Source organism: Ruegeria sp. E1, assembly GCF_056534225.1.
Genome location: NZ_JBQFPE010000008.1, coordinates 219,655 through 236,862 on the forward strand (window position 1 = coordinate 219,655; position 17,208 = coordinate 236,862).

At 59.6% G+C, this 17,208-nt stretch carries 18 protein-coding genes; 12 read left to right on the top strand and 6 right to left on the bottom strand.

Going from position 1 to position 17,208, the window contains the following annotated elements:
* The first annotated feature begins 143 nt into the window (after positions 1–143).
* From ACR0FG_RS12500 to ACR0FG_RS12525, 6 genes are all read left to right on the top strand, one after another.
* Entirely contained in the window at positions 144–1,097 is a 954-nt protein-coding gene (locus ACR0FG_RS12500) for a metal ABC transporter solute-binding protein, Zn/Mn family (protein ID WP_480893350.1), read from the top strand.
* A gap of 3 nt (positions 1,098–1,100) precedes the next feature.
* Complete coding sequence (locus ACR0FG_RS12505) at positions 1,101–1,904, top strand: metal ABC transporter ATP-binding protein (RefSeq protein ID WP_480893351.1); 804 nt, start codon at positions 1,101–1,103, stop codon at positions 1,902–1,904.
* 3 nt (positions 1,905–1,907) lie between these two features.
* The gene (locus ACR0FG_RS12510) at positions 1,908–3,113 is read left to right on the top strand and encodes a metal ABC transporter permease (protein ID WP_480893352.1); all 1,206 of its coding nucleotides are present in this window, start codon (positions 1,908–1,910) and stop codon (positions 3,111–3,113) included.
* Positions 3,110–4,039 (top strand): metal ABC transporter permease, encoded by a 930-nt coding sequence (locus ACR0FG_RS12515; protein WP_480893353.1) that lies wholly within the window; start codon positions 3,110–3,112, stop codon positions 4,037–4,039. The genes ACR0FG_RS12510 and ACR0FG_RS12515 overlap by 4 nt, the downstream gene beginning before the upstream one ends.
* A gap of 282 nt (positions 4,040–4,321) precedes the next feature.
* Positions 4,322–6,172, top strand: a complete 1,851-nt coding sequence (mutL, locus tag ACR0FG_RS12520) for a DNA mismatch repair endonuclease MutL (protein WP_480893354.1) — start codon at positions 4,322–4,324, stop codon at positions 6,170–6,172.
* Positions 6,173–6,224: 52 nt separating this feature from the next.
* The gene (locus ACR0FG_RS12525) at positions 6,225–7,454 is read left to right on the top strand and encodes a DNA recombination protein RmuC (protein ID WP_480893355.1); all 1,230 of its coding nucleotides are present in this window, start codon (positions 6,225–6,227) and stop codon (positions 7,452–7,454) included.
* A gap of 3 nt (positions 7,455–7,457) precedes the next feature.
* Here ACR0FG_RS12525 and ACR0FG_RS12530 read toward each other — a convergent pair whose 3' ends face one another.
* Positions 7,458–8,108 (bottom strand): ChrR family anti-sigma-E factor, encoded by a 651-nt coding sequence (locus ACR0FG_RS12530; protein ID WP_170710925.1) that lies wholly within the window; start codon positions 8,106–8,108, stop codon positions 7,458–7,460.
* Positions 8,109–8,118: 10 nt separating this feature from the next.
* Entirely contained in the window at positions 8,119–8,775 is a 657-nt protein-coding gene (locus ACR0FG_RS12535) for a sigma-70 family RNA polymerase sigma factor (protein ID WP_480893356.1), read from the bottom strand.
* A 147-nt stretch (positions 8,776–8,922) separates the two neighbouring features.
* Here ACR0FG_RS12535 and ACR0FG_RS12540 point away from each other — a divergent pair, with 147 nt between their 5' ends.
* From ACR0FG_RS12540 to ACR0FG_RS12560, 5 genes are all read left to right on the top strand, one after another.
* Positions 8,923–9,696, top strand: a complete 774-nt coding sequence (locus tag ACR0FG_RS12540) for a DUF1365 domain-containing protein (RefSeq protein ID WP_480893357.1) — start codon at positions 8,923–8,925, stop codon at positions 9,694–9,696.
* 84 nt (positions 9,697–9,780) lie between these two features.
* On the top strand, positions 9,781–10,098 hold the full coding sequence (locus ACR0FG_RS12545; protein ID WP_480893358.1) for a DUF3775 domain-containing protein: 318 nt from the start codon (positions 9,781–9,783) through the stop codon (positions 10,096–10,098).
* 122 nt (positions 10,099–10,220) lie between these two features.
* Positions 10,221–10,454, top strand: a complete 234-nt coding sequence (locus tag ACR0FG_RS12550) for a DUF1127 domain-containing protein (RefSeq protein ID WP_170710921.1) — start codon at positions 10,221–10,223, stop codon at positions 10,452–10,454.
* A 50-nt stretch (positions 10,455–10,504) separates the two neighbouring features.
* Positions 10,505–10,705, top strand: coding sequence for a DUF1127 domain-containing protein (locus ACR0FG_RS12555; protein WP_170710920.1), 201 nt, complete (start codon positions 10,505–10,507; stop codon positions 10,703–10,705).
* A 234-nt stretch (positions 10,706–10,939) separates the two neighbouring features.
* Positions 10,940–11,995: a tetratricopeptide repeat protein gene (locus tag ACR0FG_RS12560; RefSeq protein ID WP_480893359.1), complete on the top strand. Its 1,056-nt coding sequence runs from the start codon at positions 10,940–10,942 to the stop codon at positions 11,993–11,995.
* Here ACR0FG_RS12560 and ACR0FG_RS12565 read toward each other — a convergent pair.
* From ACR0FG_RS12565 to ACR0FG_RS12580, 4 genes are read right to left on the bottom strand one after another with little or no spacing between them, the layout of a single operon-like run.
* The gene (locus ACR0FG_RS12565) at positions 11,992–13,137 is read right to left on the bottom strand and encodes a saccharopine dehydrogenase family protein (RefSeq protein ID WP_480893360.1); all 1,146 of its coding nucleotides are present in this window, start codon (positions 13,135–13,137) and stop codon (positions 11,992–11,994) included. The genes ACR0FG_RS12560 and ACR0FG_RS12565 overlap by 4 nt on opposite strands.
* Positions 13,138–13,140: 3 nt before the next feature.
* Positions 13,141–14,193: a saccharopine dehydrogenase gene (locus tag ACR0FG_RS12570; protein WP_480893361.1), complete on the bottom strand. Its 1,053-nt coding sequence runs from the start codon at positions 14,191–14,193 to the stop codon at positions 13,141–13,143.
* Between the two features lie 14 nt (positions 14,194–14,207).
* Complete coding sequence (locus ACR0FG_RS12575; RefSeq protein ID WP_480893362.1) at positions 14,208–14,822, bottom strand: glutathione S-transferase family protein; 615 nt, start codon at positions 14,820–14,822, stop codon at positions 14,208–14,210.
* 11 nt (positions 14,823–14,833) lie between these two features.
* Entirely contained in the window at positions 14,834–15,484 is a 651-nt protein-coding gene (locus ACR0FG_RS12580; RefSeq protein ID WP_480893363.1) for a histidine phosphatase family protein, read from the bottom strand.
* 147 nt (positions 15,485–15,631) lie between these two features.
* Here ACR0FG_RS12580 and ACR0FG_RS12585 point away from each other — a divergent pair, with 147 nt between their 5' ends.
* The gene (locus ACR0FG_RS12585; RefSeq protein ID WP_480893364.1) at positions 15,632–16,828 is read left to right on the top strand and encodes a Zn-dependent hydrolase; all 1,197 of its coding nucleotides are present in this window, start codon (positions 15,632–15,634) and stop codon (positions 16,826–16,828) included.
* The last annotated feature ends 380 nt before the right edge of the window (positions 16,829–17,208 follow it).

Below are 17,208 nucleotides of genomic sequence, written 5' to 3' on the forward strand. Positions count from 1 at the left end.
ATGCGCAGGCGCTGGATCGGAAAATTTTTTGACCAAATGGACAAAATAGGCGCCTTCTTGCGAATTATTCTCAATAGCATTGACTTAGTTGCGAATGGTTCGCATATTCATTCCAAAGACGTCACTCAGAGAAAGGGTCGAACATGATTCGGCGCAGTTTTCTTGCGGCTATGGCAATTGCGGCAACCTTGCCCGTCGCTGCCTGGGCTCAGGCACCTTTGCAGGTTGTTGCCACGACCGGCATGATTGCCGACGCCGCACGTCAAGTCGGCGGAGATCAGGTCGAGGTCAGGGGGCTTATGGGCCCGGGCGTCGATCCCCATGCCTATCGCCAGACCCGCAGCGACATCGTGGCCATGACCCGTGCCGATCTGGTTCTGTGGCACGGTCTGTATCTCGAGGCACAGATGGAGGGTTTTTTCCACAATCTCGCCGAAAAACGCAGCGTCGTTGCGGTGGCCGAAGGGATCGATCCGGCGAACCTGCGCGCCCATGACGACTATGCCGACAAATACGATCCCCATGTCTGGATGACGCCGGATCTGTGGCGCGATGTGGTGGCCGAAGTGCAGGAAGCCCTGACCGAGGCGCGGCCCGAAGCCGCCGAGACCTTTGCGGCCAACGCTGAGGCGCATTTGACCGATCTGGACCGGCTGACAGCTTATGCGCAGCAAACGCTGGGCAGCGTGCCTGAACACAACAAGGTGCTGGTCACTGCGCATGACGCATTTGGCTACTTCGGTGACAGTTTCGGATTCGAGGTTCTGGGCATTCAGGGCATCTCGACGCAGTCCGAAGCGGGCCTGAACCGGATCGGTGAACTGGTTGATCTGCTGGTCGACCGTCAAATCTCGGCGGTGTTTGTCGAAAGTTCGGTCTCGGATCGATCCATGCGGGCGCTGATCGAAGGGGCCGCAGCCAAAGGCCACGAGGTCAAAGTGGGCGGCGAGCTGTTCTCGGACGCGATGGGCGAGGCGGGTACCTATGAGGGCACCTATGTCGGGATGCTTGATCACAACATCACCACCATAGCCAGGGCGCTGGGCGGAGATGTTCCCGCCGCCGGAATGGATGCAAAACTGTCAGTGGGGTTTTGACGGATGCTGGATCTGGTCAGTGATCTGGGCGAACCTGTCGAAGACCAGCGGCCCGAGACCAGCCCGCTGGCCATCCGCGGGCTGACTGTTTCCTACGGGCAAAAGCCTGCTGTCTTCTCGGTGGATATGACCGTGGAACCCGGCGCGATGACAGCGATTATCGGGCCGAACGGAGCAGGTAAATCGACGCTGCTCAAGGCTGCGCTGGGAATTGTGAAGCCCTTATCGGGCCAGGTGACGGTCTTTGGTCAGCCGCTGGAGCAGCAGCGCGCGCGGATCGCCTATGTGCCTCAGCGGGCCAGTGTCGACTGGGATTTCCCAACCCGCGTGATCGATGTGGTCCTGATGGGGCTGTCGCGACAGCTTGGCTTGCTGGGTCGTGTCCGTGCGCGGCACATGTCCTGCGCGATGGACTGCCTGAACCGGGTGGGAATGCGCGATTTTGCCAACCGGCAGATCGGGCAACTATCCGGTGGCCAACAGCAACGGGTGTTTCTGGCCCGTGCGTTGGCGCAGGACGCAGACCTTTATCTGCTGGACGAACCCTTTGCCGGGGTCGATGCCGCGACCGAAAAGGCGATCATTGCCGTGCTCAAATCCCTGAAAGAGTCCGGCAAGACCGTGGTTGCCGTGCATCATGATCTGGCGACAGTCACTGATTATTTCGACCATGTGTTCCTGATCAACACGCACAAAGTGGCCGAGGGGCCGGTGGCTGAGGCCTTTACCGCCGAAACCCTGCAAGCCGCCTACGGAGGTCGTCTGGCAACCGCTCAGATCGACCAGATTTCGCGCGCATTGGGATAGCACATGGTGTGGGACGCTCTGACCCTGCAGCTTGGCTATAACGCCACGCTGGTCGCCATCGGTGCGACGTTGCTGGGCATATCTGCCGGGGTGACGGGGACATTCCTGTTTCTGCGCAAACGCGCGTTGGTCAGCGACGCCATCAGTCATGCAACCCTGCCGGGTGTCTGTCTTGCCTTCATGGTGCTGGTCGCGCTGGGAGGCGACGGGCGCAATCTTCTGGGCCTGCTCGCGGGGTCGGCGATCTCGGCTTGGGTCGGGCTGCTTTGCATGAACTGGCTGACCCGCAACACGCGACTGGCCGAGGATGCCGCCATCGGTGCGGTGCTGTCTGTATTCTTCGGCTTTGGCATCGTTCTTCTGACGGTCATTCAAACCATGGGCGTTGGTCGGCAGGCCGGGCTCGAGGGTTTTTTGCTGGGCTCAACCGCAGGAATGCTTTGGGCTGATGCGATGATCATCGCGGTCGGAGGGGCCGCGACGCTGGCTCTGGTGATGATCATTCGCCGTCCGATGATGATGGTGGCCTTTGACCCTGAATACGCCGCCGCACGGGGCGTGCCGGTCAATCGGGTCGATCTGGCGATCATGGGGCTGGTCATGGCCGTTACCGTTGTCGGCCTCAAGATCGTGGGTCTGATCCTGATCGTAGCGCTTTTGATCATCCCACCGGTGACGGCGCGTTTCTGGTCCGAACGCGCGGATCGGGTGGTTTTGCTGGCGGGTTTGACCGGCGGGCTATCGGGTTATCTGGGCGCGGCGTTGTCCGCGTCAGCGCCCAACCTGCCGACAGGGCCGATCATTGTGCTGGTCAGCTTTGGCTTTTTTGCGATCTCGCTGTTGCTGGCTCCGGTGCGGGGTGTTCTGGCCGCCGTTCTGCGCCACCTGCGCTTTCAGCGACGGGTGCATATCCGACAGGGGTTGCTGGCGCTGGCACAGGGGCAGACGATCTATGAACCACTGACCCTGCGTCTGCTGCGGCGCGCCGGTCTGCTGCGCGCCGATGGCATGCCAACCGAAGCGGGACGGGCCCGTGCGGCCAAAGCCCTGCGGGACGAAAGACGATGGGCCGTCGTGCGCGCCGACCAGACGCATGAGGCAACCGCTGTGCTGTATGACGGGCTACGCGATATAGAGACCGTCCTGACCCGAGACCAGATCGCCGAGGTCGACCGCCGCATCGGCAGCCCGCAAGGAGTTGCGACATGAGTGGCGCGGAATTTGTCCCTCTGTCCCTGACGCCTTTGCTGATCGGGACCTTCGCGGCAATCGCCTGTGCCCTGCCGGGTAACTTTCTGGTGCTGCGCAAACAGGCCCTAATCGGGGATGCGATCAGCCATGTGGTGCTGCCGGGAATTGTGTTGGCCTTCCTGCTGACCGGGGCAATCTCAACCTGGCCGATGATGCTGGGCGCAGCCGGGGCGGCCATTGTTGCGGTGGTGATGATCGAGGCGATCCGGCGTCTGGGCAAGATCGAACCCGGGGCCGCGATGGGCGTCGTCTTTACCACGATGTTCGCAGGCGGTGTTCTGTTATTGGAACAAACCGATACTTCGACCGTGCATCTGGACGTGGAACATGCGCTCTACGGCAATCTTGAAAGCCTGATCTGGCTGGATGCGACCGGTTGGCCCTCGCTGCTGGACCCGGTTGCCCTAGCAGGCTTGCCGCCGGAACTGCCCCGCATCGCTGTGACCTTGCTTGGGGTTGTCCTGTTTACATGGCTGTTCTGGCGACCGCTGAAGATATCGACCTTTGACGAAGGCTTTGCCCGCACCATGGGCATTCGCACCGGGGCGCTGGGCATGGGGCTGGTCGTCACCGCAGCCATCGCCGCCGTTGCTGCGTTTGACGCGGTCGGATCGATCATTGTGATCGCCATGTTCATCTGCCCCCCGGCCGCCGCACGGATGATGACCAACCGGCTTGAGGCGCAGATCGGCTGGAGCGTGGTATTTGCGATCACCTCTGCTGTGTCAGGCTATGTTCTGGCAGGTTACGGGCCGTTGTGGCTGGGTGGCGTCGATGCGGTCAGCGCTGCGGGCATGATCGCGACCATGTCGGGAGTGATTCTTGCGCTGACTGCCCTGTTTGGGCCCTGCCGAACCCGCTCTGGTGCGCCAAGCACCACTTGACTTGGCATATTCACGCCAATCGCTTCCGCAGAGCCTCGGCTGAACTTCGCCAAACAGAAACAATCTTTCATTCTTAATGAGATTTATTCCCAGGCACGTGTTAACCATTGTTCAATTGTTAACAGGACGACCACCACTCACACTGGAATGTCCGGTCGCTGATCATCACGTTCGCTTCCCCCTTGTCGACGTGATTACAGCGACCGGACATCTTGTTTTTTACCGCAGCCTTTATCTCAATTCGGTGGCAGAATCGCTCACGCTCATGCTAGGTTTGGGGGTATGGCGCAGGCGAACCCCAATATCGGCGAAAATCGACCGGTGATACGGCAACTTGATGATGCGGCGATCAACCGGATCGCAGCTGGCGAAGTTGTTGAGCGTCCGGCTTCAGCGGTCAAGGAACTGGTGGAAAACGCCATTGATGCGGGGGCCGATCGGATCGCCATCGACATTGCCGATGGGGGCAAGACGCTGATTCGCGTCACGGATAATGGCTGTGGTATCGCACCCGAAGATCTGCCCCTGGCCTTGTCCCGCCACGCCACGTCCAAGATCGATGGCTCGGATCTGCTGAATATCCACACTTTTGGTTTCCGGGGCGAGGCGCTGCCGTCGCTGGGCGCGGTGGGTCGCCTGACCATCACCAGCCGCGTGCCCGGTTCCGAGGCGGCGCAGGTGCTTGTGGCGGGCGGCAAGATGGAGGCGGTCAAACCGGCAGCCCTGCGCGCGGGCACCGTTGTCGAACTGCGCGATCTGTTCTTTGCGACACCAGCGCGGTTGAAATTCATGCGCACCGACCGGGCCGAGGCGCAGGCGATCAGTGACACCGTGAAACGTCTGGCGATGGCAGAGCCCGCCATCACTTTTACCCTGCGCGATGTGTCAGGCGGGGGCGAGGGTCGCGTAACCTTCCGCGCCGACCGTGAGAACGGTGATCTGTTTGATGCTCTGCACGCTCGACTTGCGCGCGTGATCGGGCGCGAATTTGCCGAGAATGCGCTGCGGATCGATGCCACCCGAGAAGGCATCCGTCTGTATGGCTATGCCGCATTGCCGACCTATTCACGCGGTGCTGCGGTTGCGCAGTATCTGTTCGTGAATGGCCGCCCGGTGCGGGACAAGATGCTGACAGGGGCTTTGCGCGCGGCGTATTTCGATTTCCTCAGCCGCGACCGCCACCCGGCGGCGGCGTTGTTCATTGATTGCGATCCGACCTTGGTGGATGTGAACGTGCATCCCGCGAAATCCGAAGTTCGGTTCCGCGACCCCGGGGTTGCGCGCGGGCTGATTGTCTCGGCCCTGCGTCACGCGCTGGCCGAGGCGGGGCACCGGGCGTCTTCGACCGTGGCCAATGCGACGCTGGGCGCGATGCGGCCCGAACCGGCGCAACCTGCACCGGCGCGGGTCTATCAGATGGACCGCCCTTCGCCTGCGGCGCGGCAGGTGGCGTATCGGGCGCAGGCACCGGGCTTTGCGGAGATGTCTCAAGACTATAGCGGTCGCGTTGTCGAACCTGTGTCTGACCCCACGCCCGAAACCCCGGCGGTTGACTTGCCCTTGGGCGCAGCGCGCGGGCAGGTGCACGAGAATTACATCATCGCCCAGACGGCAGATGGCATGGTGATTGTGGACCAGCACGCAGCGCATGAGCGGCTGGTCTATGAAAAGCTGAAACGGCAGATGGCTGAGAATGGTGTCGCCGCGCAGGCGCTGCTAATCCCCGAGATTGTCGATCTGTCCGACGGCGATTGCACCCGCCTGATGGCCGTTGCTGAAGACTTGTCGCGCCTTGGGCTGACGTTGGAGCCCTTCGGCGGAGGTGCCATTGCCGTGCGCGAAACTCCGGCCATTCTGGGCGAGGTCGATGCACGGGCGATGATCCTCGATATCCTCGACGAACTGGCCGATCAGGGCGAAAGCCAGACAGTACAGGCGCGGATCGAGGCGATCCTTAGTCGCGTGGCCTGTCATGGCTCGGTCCGGTCAGGTCGCCGGATGCGGGCCGAAGAGATGAACGCCCTGCTGCGCGAGATGGAGGCGACGCCCCATTCCGGCCAATGCAATCACGGGCGACCGACATATGTGGAACTGAAACTGGCCGATATCGAACGTCTGTTCGGGCGGAGTTGATCCCTTTGCGCGCAGGCGCTATGAAGAATAAAACAAGAACATTCGAGGCGACATGATCGAGATTGCTGGCACCCAATATGCGCTAAATGACCCCGTGGTTCTGACCGTGGGCGGTGTGGTCGCACTGATCCTGCTGCTGTTGTTTCTGTCTCTGCGCGCATCGCAACGATCTGCCCGGATGGCCGAGCCGCTGACCCGTCAAATGGCACATCTGGGCCAGCACGTGCAGCAGTTGGGGCAGGGTCAGGAGCAGTTGCGGGGCGGGTTGCAGCATGTCTCGGACACGCAGGCCAACGCACAGGTGCAGGTGATCCAGACAGTCGAATCCCGCCTGTCCTCGGTGCAGCAGCAGATGAATGACCGGCTGGCGGACAACGCTATGAAGTCTGCGCGTGCGCTGGCCGAGATGCAGGAACGGATGAAGGAATCTCTGCATGGCTCATCAAAGCAGACCGCGACCTCGCTGACGCAATTGCAGGAACGTCTGGCGGCCATCGACAAGGCGCAGGACAACATCACCAAACTGTCGGGCGATGTGCTGTCGCTGCAGGATATCCTGTCGAACAAGCAGACGCGCGGGGCGTTCGGAGAGATTCAGCTGAATGACATCGTGTCAAAGGCGCTGCCCTCGGACAGCTTTCAGCTGCAGGCGACGCTGTCGAACGGGCGGCGGGCGGATTGCTTGATCAACCTGCCGAACCCTCCGGGGCCGATCGTGATCGACAGCAAGTTCCCATTGGAAGCCTATGAGGCGCTGATCGGGTCGACCAATGATATGGAGTTGAAAGCGGCGGTGCAGATGTTCCGCAGCACAGTGCGCAAGCATATCAACGACATTGCCGAGAAGTACATTCTGGACGGCGAAACCGCCGATGGGGCACTGATGTTTCTGCCGTCCGAGGCGGTTTATGCCGAGCTACACGCCAAATTCCCCGAACTGGTGCAGGAGAGTTTTTCCAAACGCGTCTGGATCGTCTCACCCACCACCTGCATGGCAACGCTGAACACCATGCGCGCGATCCTGAAAGACGCGCGGATGCGTGAACAGGCGGGCGCGATCCGCAAGGAACTGGGGATGCTGCACAAGGATGTGGATCGACTGGGGGATCGCGTATCGAACCTCGACCGCCATTTTGGGCAGGCGGCCAAAGATATCTCGGAAATCAAGATCAGCGCTGAAAAAGCTGGCCGTCGGGCGCAACGGCTGGATAATTTTGATTTCGAGGAGCTCGCTCCCGACGATCACAGCAATGTCGTACCTTTGGGCAAGACCGAGGGCTGAGCCTCAGATCCGTAGAAAGGGCTGAAACAGGCGCGGCATCAGCTTGGTGAATTTCAGCGGGGCATCGGTAACGGCAAGACATATACAATCCTCGGATATGTCAGCCGTTGGCGTGTGATGCAGATCCTGATCGGCGATCTCGACATCACCGCGGGAAAAATGATCCACCTCATCCGAAAACGCACCTTGCAGAACCATGGTCAGTTCAGTGCCGTTGTGCGAGTGATCAGGAACAGCGCATCCGGCAGGGATGAACAAAAGCCGCGCCGTGGCCTCACGCGTTGTTGGCAGGATCGCTTGTTTGACCCCCATGCCAATGGATTTCCAACGGATCGCATTCACATCGCCACCCACATAATCCTGCAGCGGAGCGGGCAGGACCGAGCAGGACGGCCTTGCAGGTTTGGCAGTCGGAGCACCCTTTGCAATCAATGCCATTGTGGCGGCCAGTGAGCCTTCGTCCATCCGGGACGAAGCAGCCTGATCTTCCAGAACATGACCGCCGACGGCATCAAAACTTTCGGCCCGGGCACGGCAATGGTCGCACAGCGACAGGTGCGTGGCGACCATTAGATCGAACGCTTCGGGCAGCGATCCTGCGGCATAGGCCATCAGTAGGTCGTCTGTCAGGTGATGTTTGATTTCCTTGCTCATCTTCGTCATCTCAGTTCATCGCATGGCGCAAGCGGTCCAGCGCCAGCCTTATCCGTGATTTGATCGTGCCCAGTGGCAATCCGGTCTGCGATGCAATCTCGCGATGGCTCAGATCACCAAAATAGGCTTTCTCGATCAGTTCTCTTTGCGCCTCTGGCAACGCTGTCAAAGCGGTGCGCAGCTGCGCGGTTTCCTGTTGCAGCGCAATGACGTCGTCCTGGTCCGGCTCGGCCTCGGGGCCCCATCCCAATTCTTCGGGTTCGGGCCGGCGTTGCTTTCGCAAAACGTCGATGCGTTTGTTTCGGGCGATCGTAAACACCCAGGTCGCCACGGTCGCGCGGGTCGGATCGAACAGATGCGACTTGTGCCACAAGGTCGCCATCACCTCTTGCGCGCATTCTTCAGCCGTGGTCGCGTCTGATCCAGATTTGATCAGAAACGCTTTGACCCGTGGCGCGAAATGCTGAAACAACTCGGCAAACGCCGCCTGATCCTGCGTGTCCCGGATACGCCTGATGTGTTGAACCCACTCTTGCCGCGCATCGCAGGATTTCTTCGATCCGTTCACCGATTTACCCCTGAAAGGTGTCTTTGCGGTCCGCGGGCTCGCACGACCGGGATCGGCCGACGGTATATCCAGGGTCGCACTGTCCGTTTCGATAAACATAACCGCATTACGCGGCGCGCCCAAGCATGGATCACTTTCAATAAAACTTTTAATCCGGGACGCGCCAGAGCGCGTATTCTCTGATACGTTACCTCAAGGAAAATCAAAGCGCCTGAGTATCTTACGGGGCGATTGGAACAGAACAAGATGAACAAGGTGGATCATATCGCAGGCCATACCTATCACGGGCGGAAAGGCGCGATCGAAAACGCTTTTCGCTATTCGGTGGACTATGTGCTTTTTGATCCCGAGGCAGAGCCGAGTACACCGCTGTTGTTCTCGATCAATCGGACCAATGTAACCAATTGGCGAAGCCGGGATCATGGTGGTGAACCGGGCAAGGGGGTCGGGGTCGCATGGGTGCGGGCGCAATTTGACGAAATGAAGCTGCCCCAACCCGCCCGCATCATGCTGCTGACGCAGCCCCGCGTTCTTGGCCATGTGTTCAATCCGGTCAGTTTCTGGTTCTGCTTCGACGAAAAAGAACGGCTATATGCCGTCGTCGCCGAAGTAACGAATACCTTTGGCACAAGGCACAGCTATCTGTGCCACAAACCCGATCTGTCACCCATCGATCCTTCCAACCGGATCGTCGCCGACAAACTGATGCATGTGTCGCCGTTTCAAAAGATCGAGGGAACCTATACGTTCCGTTTTGACTACCGCGCCGACAGGGTTGGCGTCTGGATCGACTACACTCGGGACAATGGCGGTTTGATCGCGACCCTGATCGGCACGCGTCACAAGTTTGGCAATCGCGCGATCCTGTGGGCTTTGGTGCGACGGCCCTTTGGTGCGCGCCGGGCCTTTACCCTGATCCTGTGGCAGGCCGCCAGATTGTGGTTCAAAAAAGCGCGTTTCGTGCCCTTTCGTTCGGTCCCGGCTCCGGCACGCCTCTTATCCCGGTCGCGGCAGCAATGAGCACGCGTTTGCGTAAGATCAAAGACGGCACCCTTGCGGGGTGGTTTGGATGGATCCGAACCGCGAATGCAAGGAGTTGGTCGAATGCTGGAAATCTCGGTAAGAAAAGTCGCTCAGGTCGCCATGATGGGGCGTGAACTGGACCGCGCCGAGGGCGAGCTGCGCGCCTTTATCGACCGCATGAGCGAGGATGAACAGGCCGAATTGGTTGCCGTCATGTGGGTCGGGCGTGAAAGCTTTTTTGCCGAGGATCTGGCCGAGGCTATCGCCACCGCCAAAACCGAAGCGTCGACCCCTTGCGCTGACTACCTGATAGGAACACCGCATTTGTCGGACCATCTGGAAAACGGTCTGGATGCGCTGGGCATTTCGGCAGAGGACGTCGAAAGCGACCTGATGTAAGGGCCATCGGGTCATTCAGCCAACATTAATAAACGTTAATCCCGCTCTCGGGCGGCGTTAATGTCGACTTCTTTTATCAAGTTCATCATCAGCACAGACGCTGAAACTTGGAGGAAAACGACATGGCATACGCCCACACAGCACCCGCCCGGAAAGCCCCATTTTTCGGACTGTTCTCGAATTACGCCGACGCCAAGGTCGAGCAGTTTCGCCGTCGGATCTATTCCAAAACGGTCCGCGACCTCGAACGGCTTAGCGACGACCAGCTTGAGGATATCGGCATCCCGCGCGACGAGATCAAGCAGCGCGCCTATCAGAGCGTTTATCACAACGCCCCCTATCCGTCACAGGCTTGATCGCGTTCCGCGAAAGGCCAAAACGCAACCAGTTTTACGAGGTAGCACCCATGCTGGATGTCCCCCAGTTCATTGACCAAAGCCCGCCACCCAGTGCGCTGCAACTGTTTGACCGGGCACGGCGGATCAACTCGATCAAAGAGGATATCGTCCGCGCCGCCCAACAGCTTAACAGCCTGTCTGACAAACATCTGGCAGAGCTTGGGCTGAACCGCAGCGAAATCGAGGAAACCATCGAGCGTTACATCTGATTTCGCACTATCGGTGGACCAATCCCACAGGGCCATTCCGCATGGGCGGAGTGGCCCTTTTAGTAAGTTGGGTCTGAGGGATCACAGGCAGGGATGACACAGGTCCGGATTTCTCCGCCATCGGTTCGCGATGGCATGGACAGTTTTCAACCAATCTGCCTAGGGTTGGGCGCATATATTCTTTTGGTTGATTAAATGACGTCCGAAGACTCCTCTGGTTCCCCGAAACGCAGATTGAAACTTATCCGTTGGCTAACCGTTTTGGTTCTTCTGGCCATTGGTGGCGTGTTCTTCCTGAGCGCCGAGCACAAAAAACTGATCGAGACCTGCAATTTCCGCAAAGCTGACCCACAGGAGAAACTCGCCGCTTGCGATGTTCTGCTGACATGGACAGCGCATGAACCGTCTACCCGGTCGCTGATCCACCGGCACAAGATGCGGGTGCATATGCTGCAGGAAGACTGGGATGCCGCGCTGGACGAGGCGGATCTGGCGGTTGCAGCCGATCCCGAAAGCCCTGTCCCGTGGCAGTGGAAGGCTTTGATCCTGGCCCGCACGAAGAATTTTCCGGATGCGCTGAATATGATAGATCAGGCGCTGACACTTGATCCCGGCAATGACTATTCACTGGAAACCAAAGCCAAGCTGTTTCGCAGTCAGGGTCGATGGGGCGGGCTCAGGCAGTTGGTGTTTGAGGCTGTCGACAACTACTCTGTAGGTCGTTGGGCGTGGAGCTATGCGGGTTATTTCAGATTGCAAGACCACGAATATCGCGCCTCTGCCCTTGCCTTTGCGCAAGCGCTGCGGCTTGAGCCCAATAACACGTATGACCGCAGGAAGTTTTTTGAAGCCTGCCGCGCCGCGGGATCTGAGTGTCCCCGAATGCTTGCCGATGACTATGGCGCGAAAGAAATGCCCAGCTGTGAAGACACAGGTATTTCCCTGGTAGAACTATTCCCGGACTGGCGTGAAATTCAGTCCACCGAGCCTGAAGCCAGCGCGCCGCAAGAAAACATCTATACCAAACACAATGTGAAGTTCACGATCTACCTACGGTACCTAGATGCCCTAAGCACCATAGAAGACGGGCGCAACGCCAGCAATCTTGCCTCAAAAGCCATCGTGTTGAGCCGCGCGTTGGACTGCATCAGCTTGCAAAGTGATGGGTCGCCTAAAGGTAGACTGGAAGAGCGGGTTAGGTCCGATCTGGACCGCATGTTTCCTGAATATGTGCGCCAAAACCAACTACAATGGGCCGAGTTGGTCTTGACTCAAAACAGTGGTTCCTAGCTGCTCAGATGATCCACCACCTGCAAGTGCTGCGCCAGCGTGTCGATCTCGGCCATCCAGCCCTGAACCAGTTTCGGATCGCTGGGGGCTGCGTGAACTCCTGCCGGGATGGCGCGGTTCAGGACGGCTTCGACGGCCAGTGAGACGGGGATCGATACCAGACGGGCCATCGCGCTGCCGCGCGCGTCGCCCCATGCATCCATGACATAGGTTTTGTGCCAGACCGGGATGCCGTCGCGCTCGGCCTTCAGCCCCACGCACAGAACCACGCGGTCGGGTTCGCCTTCGTCATAGGCGTTCTCGGCCCAGAACTGATCCGACATTTCTTTCAGTCGGGTGTCACCTTCCGGGCCGGACAGGGTTTCGATCTCGGTAAAGACATCCGACCACGCATCGGCCCAGCCGTTCAGGCGCAGGGTGCCGCGAACGAATTCTTTGACGGTCCAGTGATCCTCGAACTGGTATTCTACCATGAAAGGCAGGGAATCGCGGTTGGGATAAACCTCAAAGCTTTCGGGTGTTGGAAGCGGAGCGATATAGCTGCTGATCGCGTCCCACGGGCGCGCGACGTCCAGCGGGGCATAGTCGCGGATGGATTTGGACGGGGACCGCAGTGCCTTGAGAACACCCAGCGGTGACCAGCTGAACTTGTAGCGGAACGGGTTGGGGTTCTTGGGAATGCCACCGCAATAGGAAATGAAGCTCAGGTGGTTTTGCGCATCGAACGCATCCGAGGCGCGATAATCGGCGACCAGCGCATGGGCCATCAGGTGGTCGATGCCGGGGTCCAGCCCAACCTCGTTGACCAGCGCCACGCCAGCCTCGCGGGCCTTGTCGTCCAGCGCGCGCATTTCGGGCGCGATGTAGGAGGATGAGACGAAGTTCGCGCCGTTGGAGATCGCCAGCTCTGCCAGCGGGACGTGCCAGTCGCCGGGCAGCATGGATACGATCACGTCGCCCTTGTTCAACACCGCGCTAAGCGCGTCGATGTTAAAGGCGTGGATGTCGTCAGTCAGGTCTCCGACCTCGGTCTTTGCCTTTTCAATGGTCCGGTTCCAGACAACGACATTATGCCCGCTTTCGATCAGACGGCGCAGGCCGGGAATGGCCGAGAGGCCGGTGCCACACCAGTGAATCGTCATCGCTCAGATCCCTTCGATATGTGTTTTGTAGGTTGCGTCGGCGCGTCCCCAGACGCCGCTTTCCAGATCGGTCAGCGTCAGTAGCGAGGGCAGCAGTTGCGCGGCATAATCTTCCGAACTTTCGACCGGCAGCATAGAGGGCAGGTTGTCGATGGCCATGACGTCCAGCACCGGATCGGTAGCCACGCGCAAGGCGGGTGCATCCCACGTTGTTGCGCGGTCATAGACCGGCACCGGGTTGTAATCGCTGTCCGGGTCGCAAGCCACGTCGCCAATGGCGGTCAGTTTGCGCGGGCCAGTAAGAGCCTCGCGCGGGACAAAGACCGGCGTGCCGGGACGCGCGAAGATGCAGTTCAGGAACAGATCGTGGTTCAGGATTTCGGGAAAGGGGCCACCGCTGGCAGTTTCGGCCATATCCCATTTCGTGACGTTGATGCCCATCGCTTCGCACAGATCGGCAGCCCCGGTGCCCACCCGCCCCAGCGCACCGATGACAATGGCGGTTGGGCGCGTGCCGGTGGCGTCCAGTTCACCCAGCAGTTCAGAGTTCAGGGCGTCTTTGCTCGGATACACACCGACCGAAGGGCATTCCTGTCCACGTTGTTGCGCAGCCCATGTTTTCAACGTCACAGCCGCGCCTGCATACCCGGCCCAATAGCCGAAGGCCGCAACCCGGCGGCCATCTTCGTCCACCAGATATTCCAGATCATAGAGCGTTCCGCCGCCCGCCTTGAACCTCTGCAACAGAGCGCGGCCCGAATGCTGGCCCTTATAGGCGTGGCCGAACATGATGTGGCGGTGGGGCAAAGGCGTGCCGTCCTCGGGCAATTCCTTGAGGCCGAAAATGATCGCATCGCGCGGGGCGTCGGGCCATGTGTTCTCAGCTGCGATTTCGCACCCAGCGTCCTTGTAACCGTCCAGCGGGATGGCACGCACCGAGCTTTCCTCGACCGTCACGCGGATGCCTGCCGAGATCAGCGCGGCAGCGCCTTCGGGGGTCAGCCCGACCCGTTCCTCGTTCGGGCGCTGTTCTGCCCGGACCCAGAGATGTGTCATTGTCATTCCTTTTGTCAGAGCATCCCGGCAGCGCGCACCGCCTGCACCGAAGGTCGCGCCTCCATCGCGTCGCGGAAGGCAAGGATCTTTGGAAAGGCTGATACATCTACGCCGTCACCTTCCAGCCAACTGCAGACGACATACAGATAGGCGTCGGCCAGCGAGAAGGCCTCGCCCAGTACAAACGGTCCGCGCAGACCGTTGGACGAGATATAGTCGCATGACGCGGTCATCGTCTGCGCCACCTTGTCTTTCATATCCTTCCAGCTGGATTTCTTGTCGGCCCAGCGGTGCCCGCGCAACCGGTGCGCGTGGTTCACATGCATGGTCGAGGCGAGGTAATACATCACCTCACGCATCCGCGCAGCCAGAACCGGGTCACTGGACACCAGCCCGGCTTGCGGAGCAATCGCGGCAACATAATCCAGCAAAGCACCAGTTTCGGTCAGAATGCCACCATCCACCGCCAATGCCGGAACACGGCCCTTGGGATTGATCTGCTTATAGGCGGGTTTGGTCTGCTCACCCCCGGCAAAATCCAGCTTGATTGCCTCGTATTCCAGATTGGCCTCTTCCAGCGCGATTGCCACAGCGACCGAGATCGTGCGAGGGGCGTAATAAAGCTGCATCGGGGGCCTCCTTACAGATGGGTTTGCGCAAAGTGCCGGTCGGGCGCTTCCAGATGGGGCACGGCGTTGAACAAAACTGGGCTGAGTTGTGCGCCAATCGGATGCAGACGATGCAGCGATGTGTTCATGATGGCAAGGGCGACGCGGGCCATTGAAGGGATATCCAGACCCATCGCCTGCCGCACCACCATCGAAATCAAACCGCCCGAGGTCACAACAATCGCCGGCCCGCCCTCGGTCCCGATCTCGCGCAGGGCATCGGACACGCGGGTCTCGAACTGCTCAAAGGTCTCGGGCGTGTTGCGGATGTCCCCGTTGGCCCAGGCGTTGAATGTCTTGGGCAGATGGTCGACAAACCCCTTGCGGTCGGTTGGGATCGGAACATCGTGCTGGTCCTGATAAAGCTGCGCCAGCGTGAAATACTCGATCTCGTTCAGCCGCGCGTCACGAACCGGTTCGCTCAGCCCCATGCTGGCGGCGGTTTCCACATGGCGGGTCAGGGTGCCGCAATAGACACGCGGGTAAAACGCTTGGGTGTCGCGCAGATGCCCGCCCAGCCACCGCGCCTGCTGATGCCCCAGATCGCTAAGCTTGTCATAGTTCTTTTCGTCGCGCGCCGCAGTATTGGCCTGCCCGTGGCGCACCAGTGTAATATGTGACATGTCGGTCCCTCTTGCGCCGAAGTCTTAGGGCAGGTTCCGGGCCGGGACCAGAGGGGTTTCGCACCGGAAAGGCAAAAAGCCCCTCGCATACCGATTGCCTCGAACCCTGTTGCCGCTATGGTCAGACGCACTGACACGAGGATTGCCATGACATTAAACCCGAACCGTTTTCTTGCAGACCTGCATGAATTGCGCCGCTTCGGCGCATCAGGAGTTGGCAAGGGGGTTGTCCGTCCCGCCTATTCGGACGCTGATATCGCCGCGCGTCGCTGGCTGGCGGGTCGCATGGCCGAGGCTGGCCTGACGCCGCATTATGACCCTGTTGGCAACCTGTTCGGGCTGGCAAATGGACCCTCTTTGCTGATGGGATCACATTCCGACAGCCAACCCGAAGGCGGCTGGCTGGATGGCGCGCTGGGTGTCATCGCCGCGCTGGAAGTGGCACGCGCAAGCGACAGGCCCGTCTCGGTCGTCAGTTTTCAGGATGAAGAGGGGCGCTTTGGCGTCACAACAGGGTCGGCCATCTGGTCTGGAACCCTGCCGCTGGACCGTGCCGATACGCTGACCGATGCGTCCGGCATGACGTTCAGCGATGCGCGGGCAGCGATGAGCGATCTGTCCGGTGAGTTCATCGACCCGGATCGGTTCACAGGCTATATCGAGATGCATATCGAACAGGGCCCCGCCTTGGACGCGCAGGGCGATCAGATCGGCGTAGTGACGGAAATCGTCGGCATCCGCGATATGACCATCACCTTTGAGGGCCAGCAAAACCATGCAGGCACCACGCCCATGCACCTGCGCAAAGACGCGTTTCAGGCGGTCTCGGCATTCAACAGCCGGATCAATGACCGGTTCCGGAACGTAGTGACACCGCAGACTGTCTGGACCATTGGGCGTGTCGATCTGCACCCAAACGCGTCCTCGATTGTACCGGGGCGGGCGCGGTTCTCGATGCAGTGGCGCGATGGCGACAGTGATCGTTTAGCACGCATGGAGGAGATCATTCGCGCAACCGCGCAAGAGATCGCTCAGGAAATGGGCCAGACCGTGTCTTACGGTCGGCTGCTGGGGCTGGAGCCGATTGCAATGGATCAGACCCTGCGCGCGGCTCTGGAATCGGCTGCTGAAGATGTCGCGCCGGGCAAATGGCGAAATATGCCGTCGGGCGCATTGCACGATGCAACAAACGTGGCCTGCCTGATACCGGTTGCCATGCTGTTTGTGCCGTCAATTGATGGAATCAGCCACAATTTCGCCGAGGACACCTCTGAAAACGACTTGATCGCTGGTCTGAACGTTCTGGATCAAGCCGTTCGATCTTTGGGTCAATCTGCGCAATAAGGCATGGCAAAAATACTGGTTTACCAAGGCTTTGACCTTCAGTAAGCGGCGTTCAAGTTTGTCCGACGTTTTCGAGTGTAACGTGTTTGTCGGGGCTCTGAAAAGGGGATGTTGCCTAACGGAAAAAAGTTTCCTATAGGAACATTGTTGGTGCATACGCTCGTATACAGGTCTGTTCCGGTGAAACTGAATTGCTAAAATTCCAGGCTGAATCGTTGCAATATATGCTGCTTGGGTCAGACTGACGGGCATGCGTCCCGACCACTAGAAACAAAAGAAGGTATCTGCCATGACTGACGCCAAACGCACGCCTTTGTATGATCTTCACGTTGAGCTCGGCGGTAAGCTGGTTGATTTTGCTGGTTGGGAGATGCCGGTTC

Coding starts and splice junctions, on each gene's coding strand:
- ACR0FG_RS12500 (WP_480893350.1), top strand. CDS start 144: ATGATTCGGCGCAGTTTTCTTGCGGCTATGGCAATTGCGGCAACCTTG.
- ACR0FG_RS12505 (WP_480893351.1), top strand. CDS start 1,101: ATGCTGGATCTGGTCAGTGATCTGGGCGAACCTGTCGAAGACCAGCGG.
- ACR0FG_RS12510 (WP_480893352.1), top strand. CDS start 1,908: ATGGTGTGGGACGCTCTGACCCTGCAGCTTGGCTATAACGCCACGCTG.
- ACR0FG_RS12515 (WP_480893353.1), top strand. CDS start 3,110: ATGAGTGGCGCGGAATTTGTCCCTCTGTCCCTGACGCCTTTGCTGATC.
- mutL (WP_480893354.1), top strand. CDS start 4,322: ATGGCGCAGGCGAACCCCAATATCGGCGAAAATCGACCGGTGATACGG.
- ACR0FG_RS12525 (WP_480893355.1), top strand. CDS start 6,225: ATGATCGAGATTGCTGGCACCCAATATGCGCTAAATGACCCCGTGGTT.
- ACR0FG_RS12530 (WP_170710925.1), bottom strand. CDS start 8,108: ATGAGCAAGGAAATCAAACATCACCTGACAGACGACCTACTGATGGCC.
- ACR0FG_RS12535 (WP_480893356.1), bottom strand. CDS start 8,775: ATGTTTATCGAAACGGACAGTGCGACCCTGGATATACCGTCGGCCGAT.
- ACR0FG_RS12540 (WP_480893357.1), top strand. CDS start 8,923: ATGAACAAGGTGGATCATATCGCAGGCCATACCTATCACGGGCGGAAA.
- ACR0FG_RS12545 (WP_480893358.1), top strand. CDS start 9,781: ATGCTGGAAATCTCGGTAAGAAAAGTCGCTCAGGTCGCCATGATGGGG.
- ACR0FG_RS12550 (WP_170710921.1), top strand. CDS start 10,221: ATGGCATACGCCCACACAGCACCCGCCCGGAAAGCCCCATTTTTCGGA.
- ACR0FG_RS12555 (WP_170710920.1), top strand. CDS start 10,505: ATGCTGGATGTCCCCCAGTTCATTGACCAAAGCCCGCCACCCAGTGCG.
- ACR0FG_RS12565 (WP_480893360.1), bottom strand. CDS start 13,137: ATGACGATTCACTGGTGTGGCACCGGCCTCTCGGCCATTCCCGGCCTG.
- ACR0FG_RS12570 (WP_480893361.1), bottom strand. CDS start 14,193: ATGACACATCTCTGGGTCCGGGCAGAACAGCGCCCGAACGAGGAACGG.
- ACR0FG_RS12575 (WP_480893362.1), bottom strand. CDS start 14,822: ATGCAGCTTTATTACGCCCCTCGCACGATCTCGGTCGCTGTGGCAATC.
- ACR0FG_RS12580 (WP_480893363.1), bottom strand. CDS start 15,484: ATGTCACATATTACACTGGTGCGCCACGGGCAGGCCAATACTGCGGCG.
- ACR0FG_RS12585 (WP_480893364.1), top strand. CDS start 15,632: ATGACATTAAACCCGAACCGTTTTCTTGCAGACCTGCATGAATTGCGC.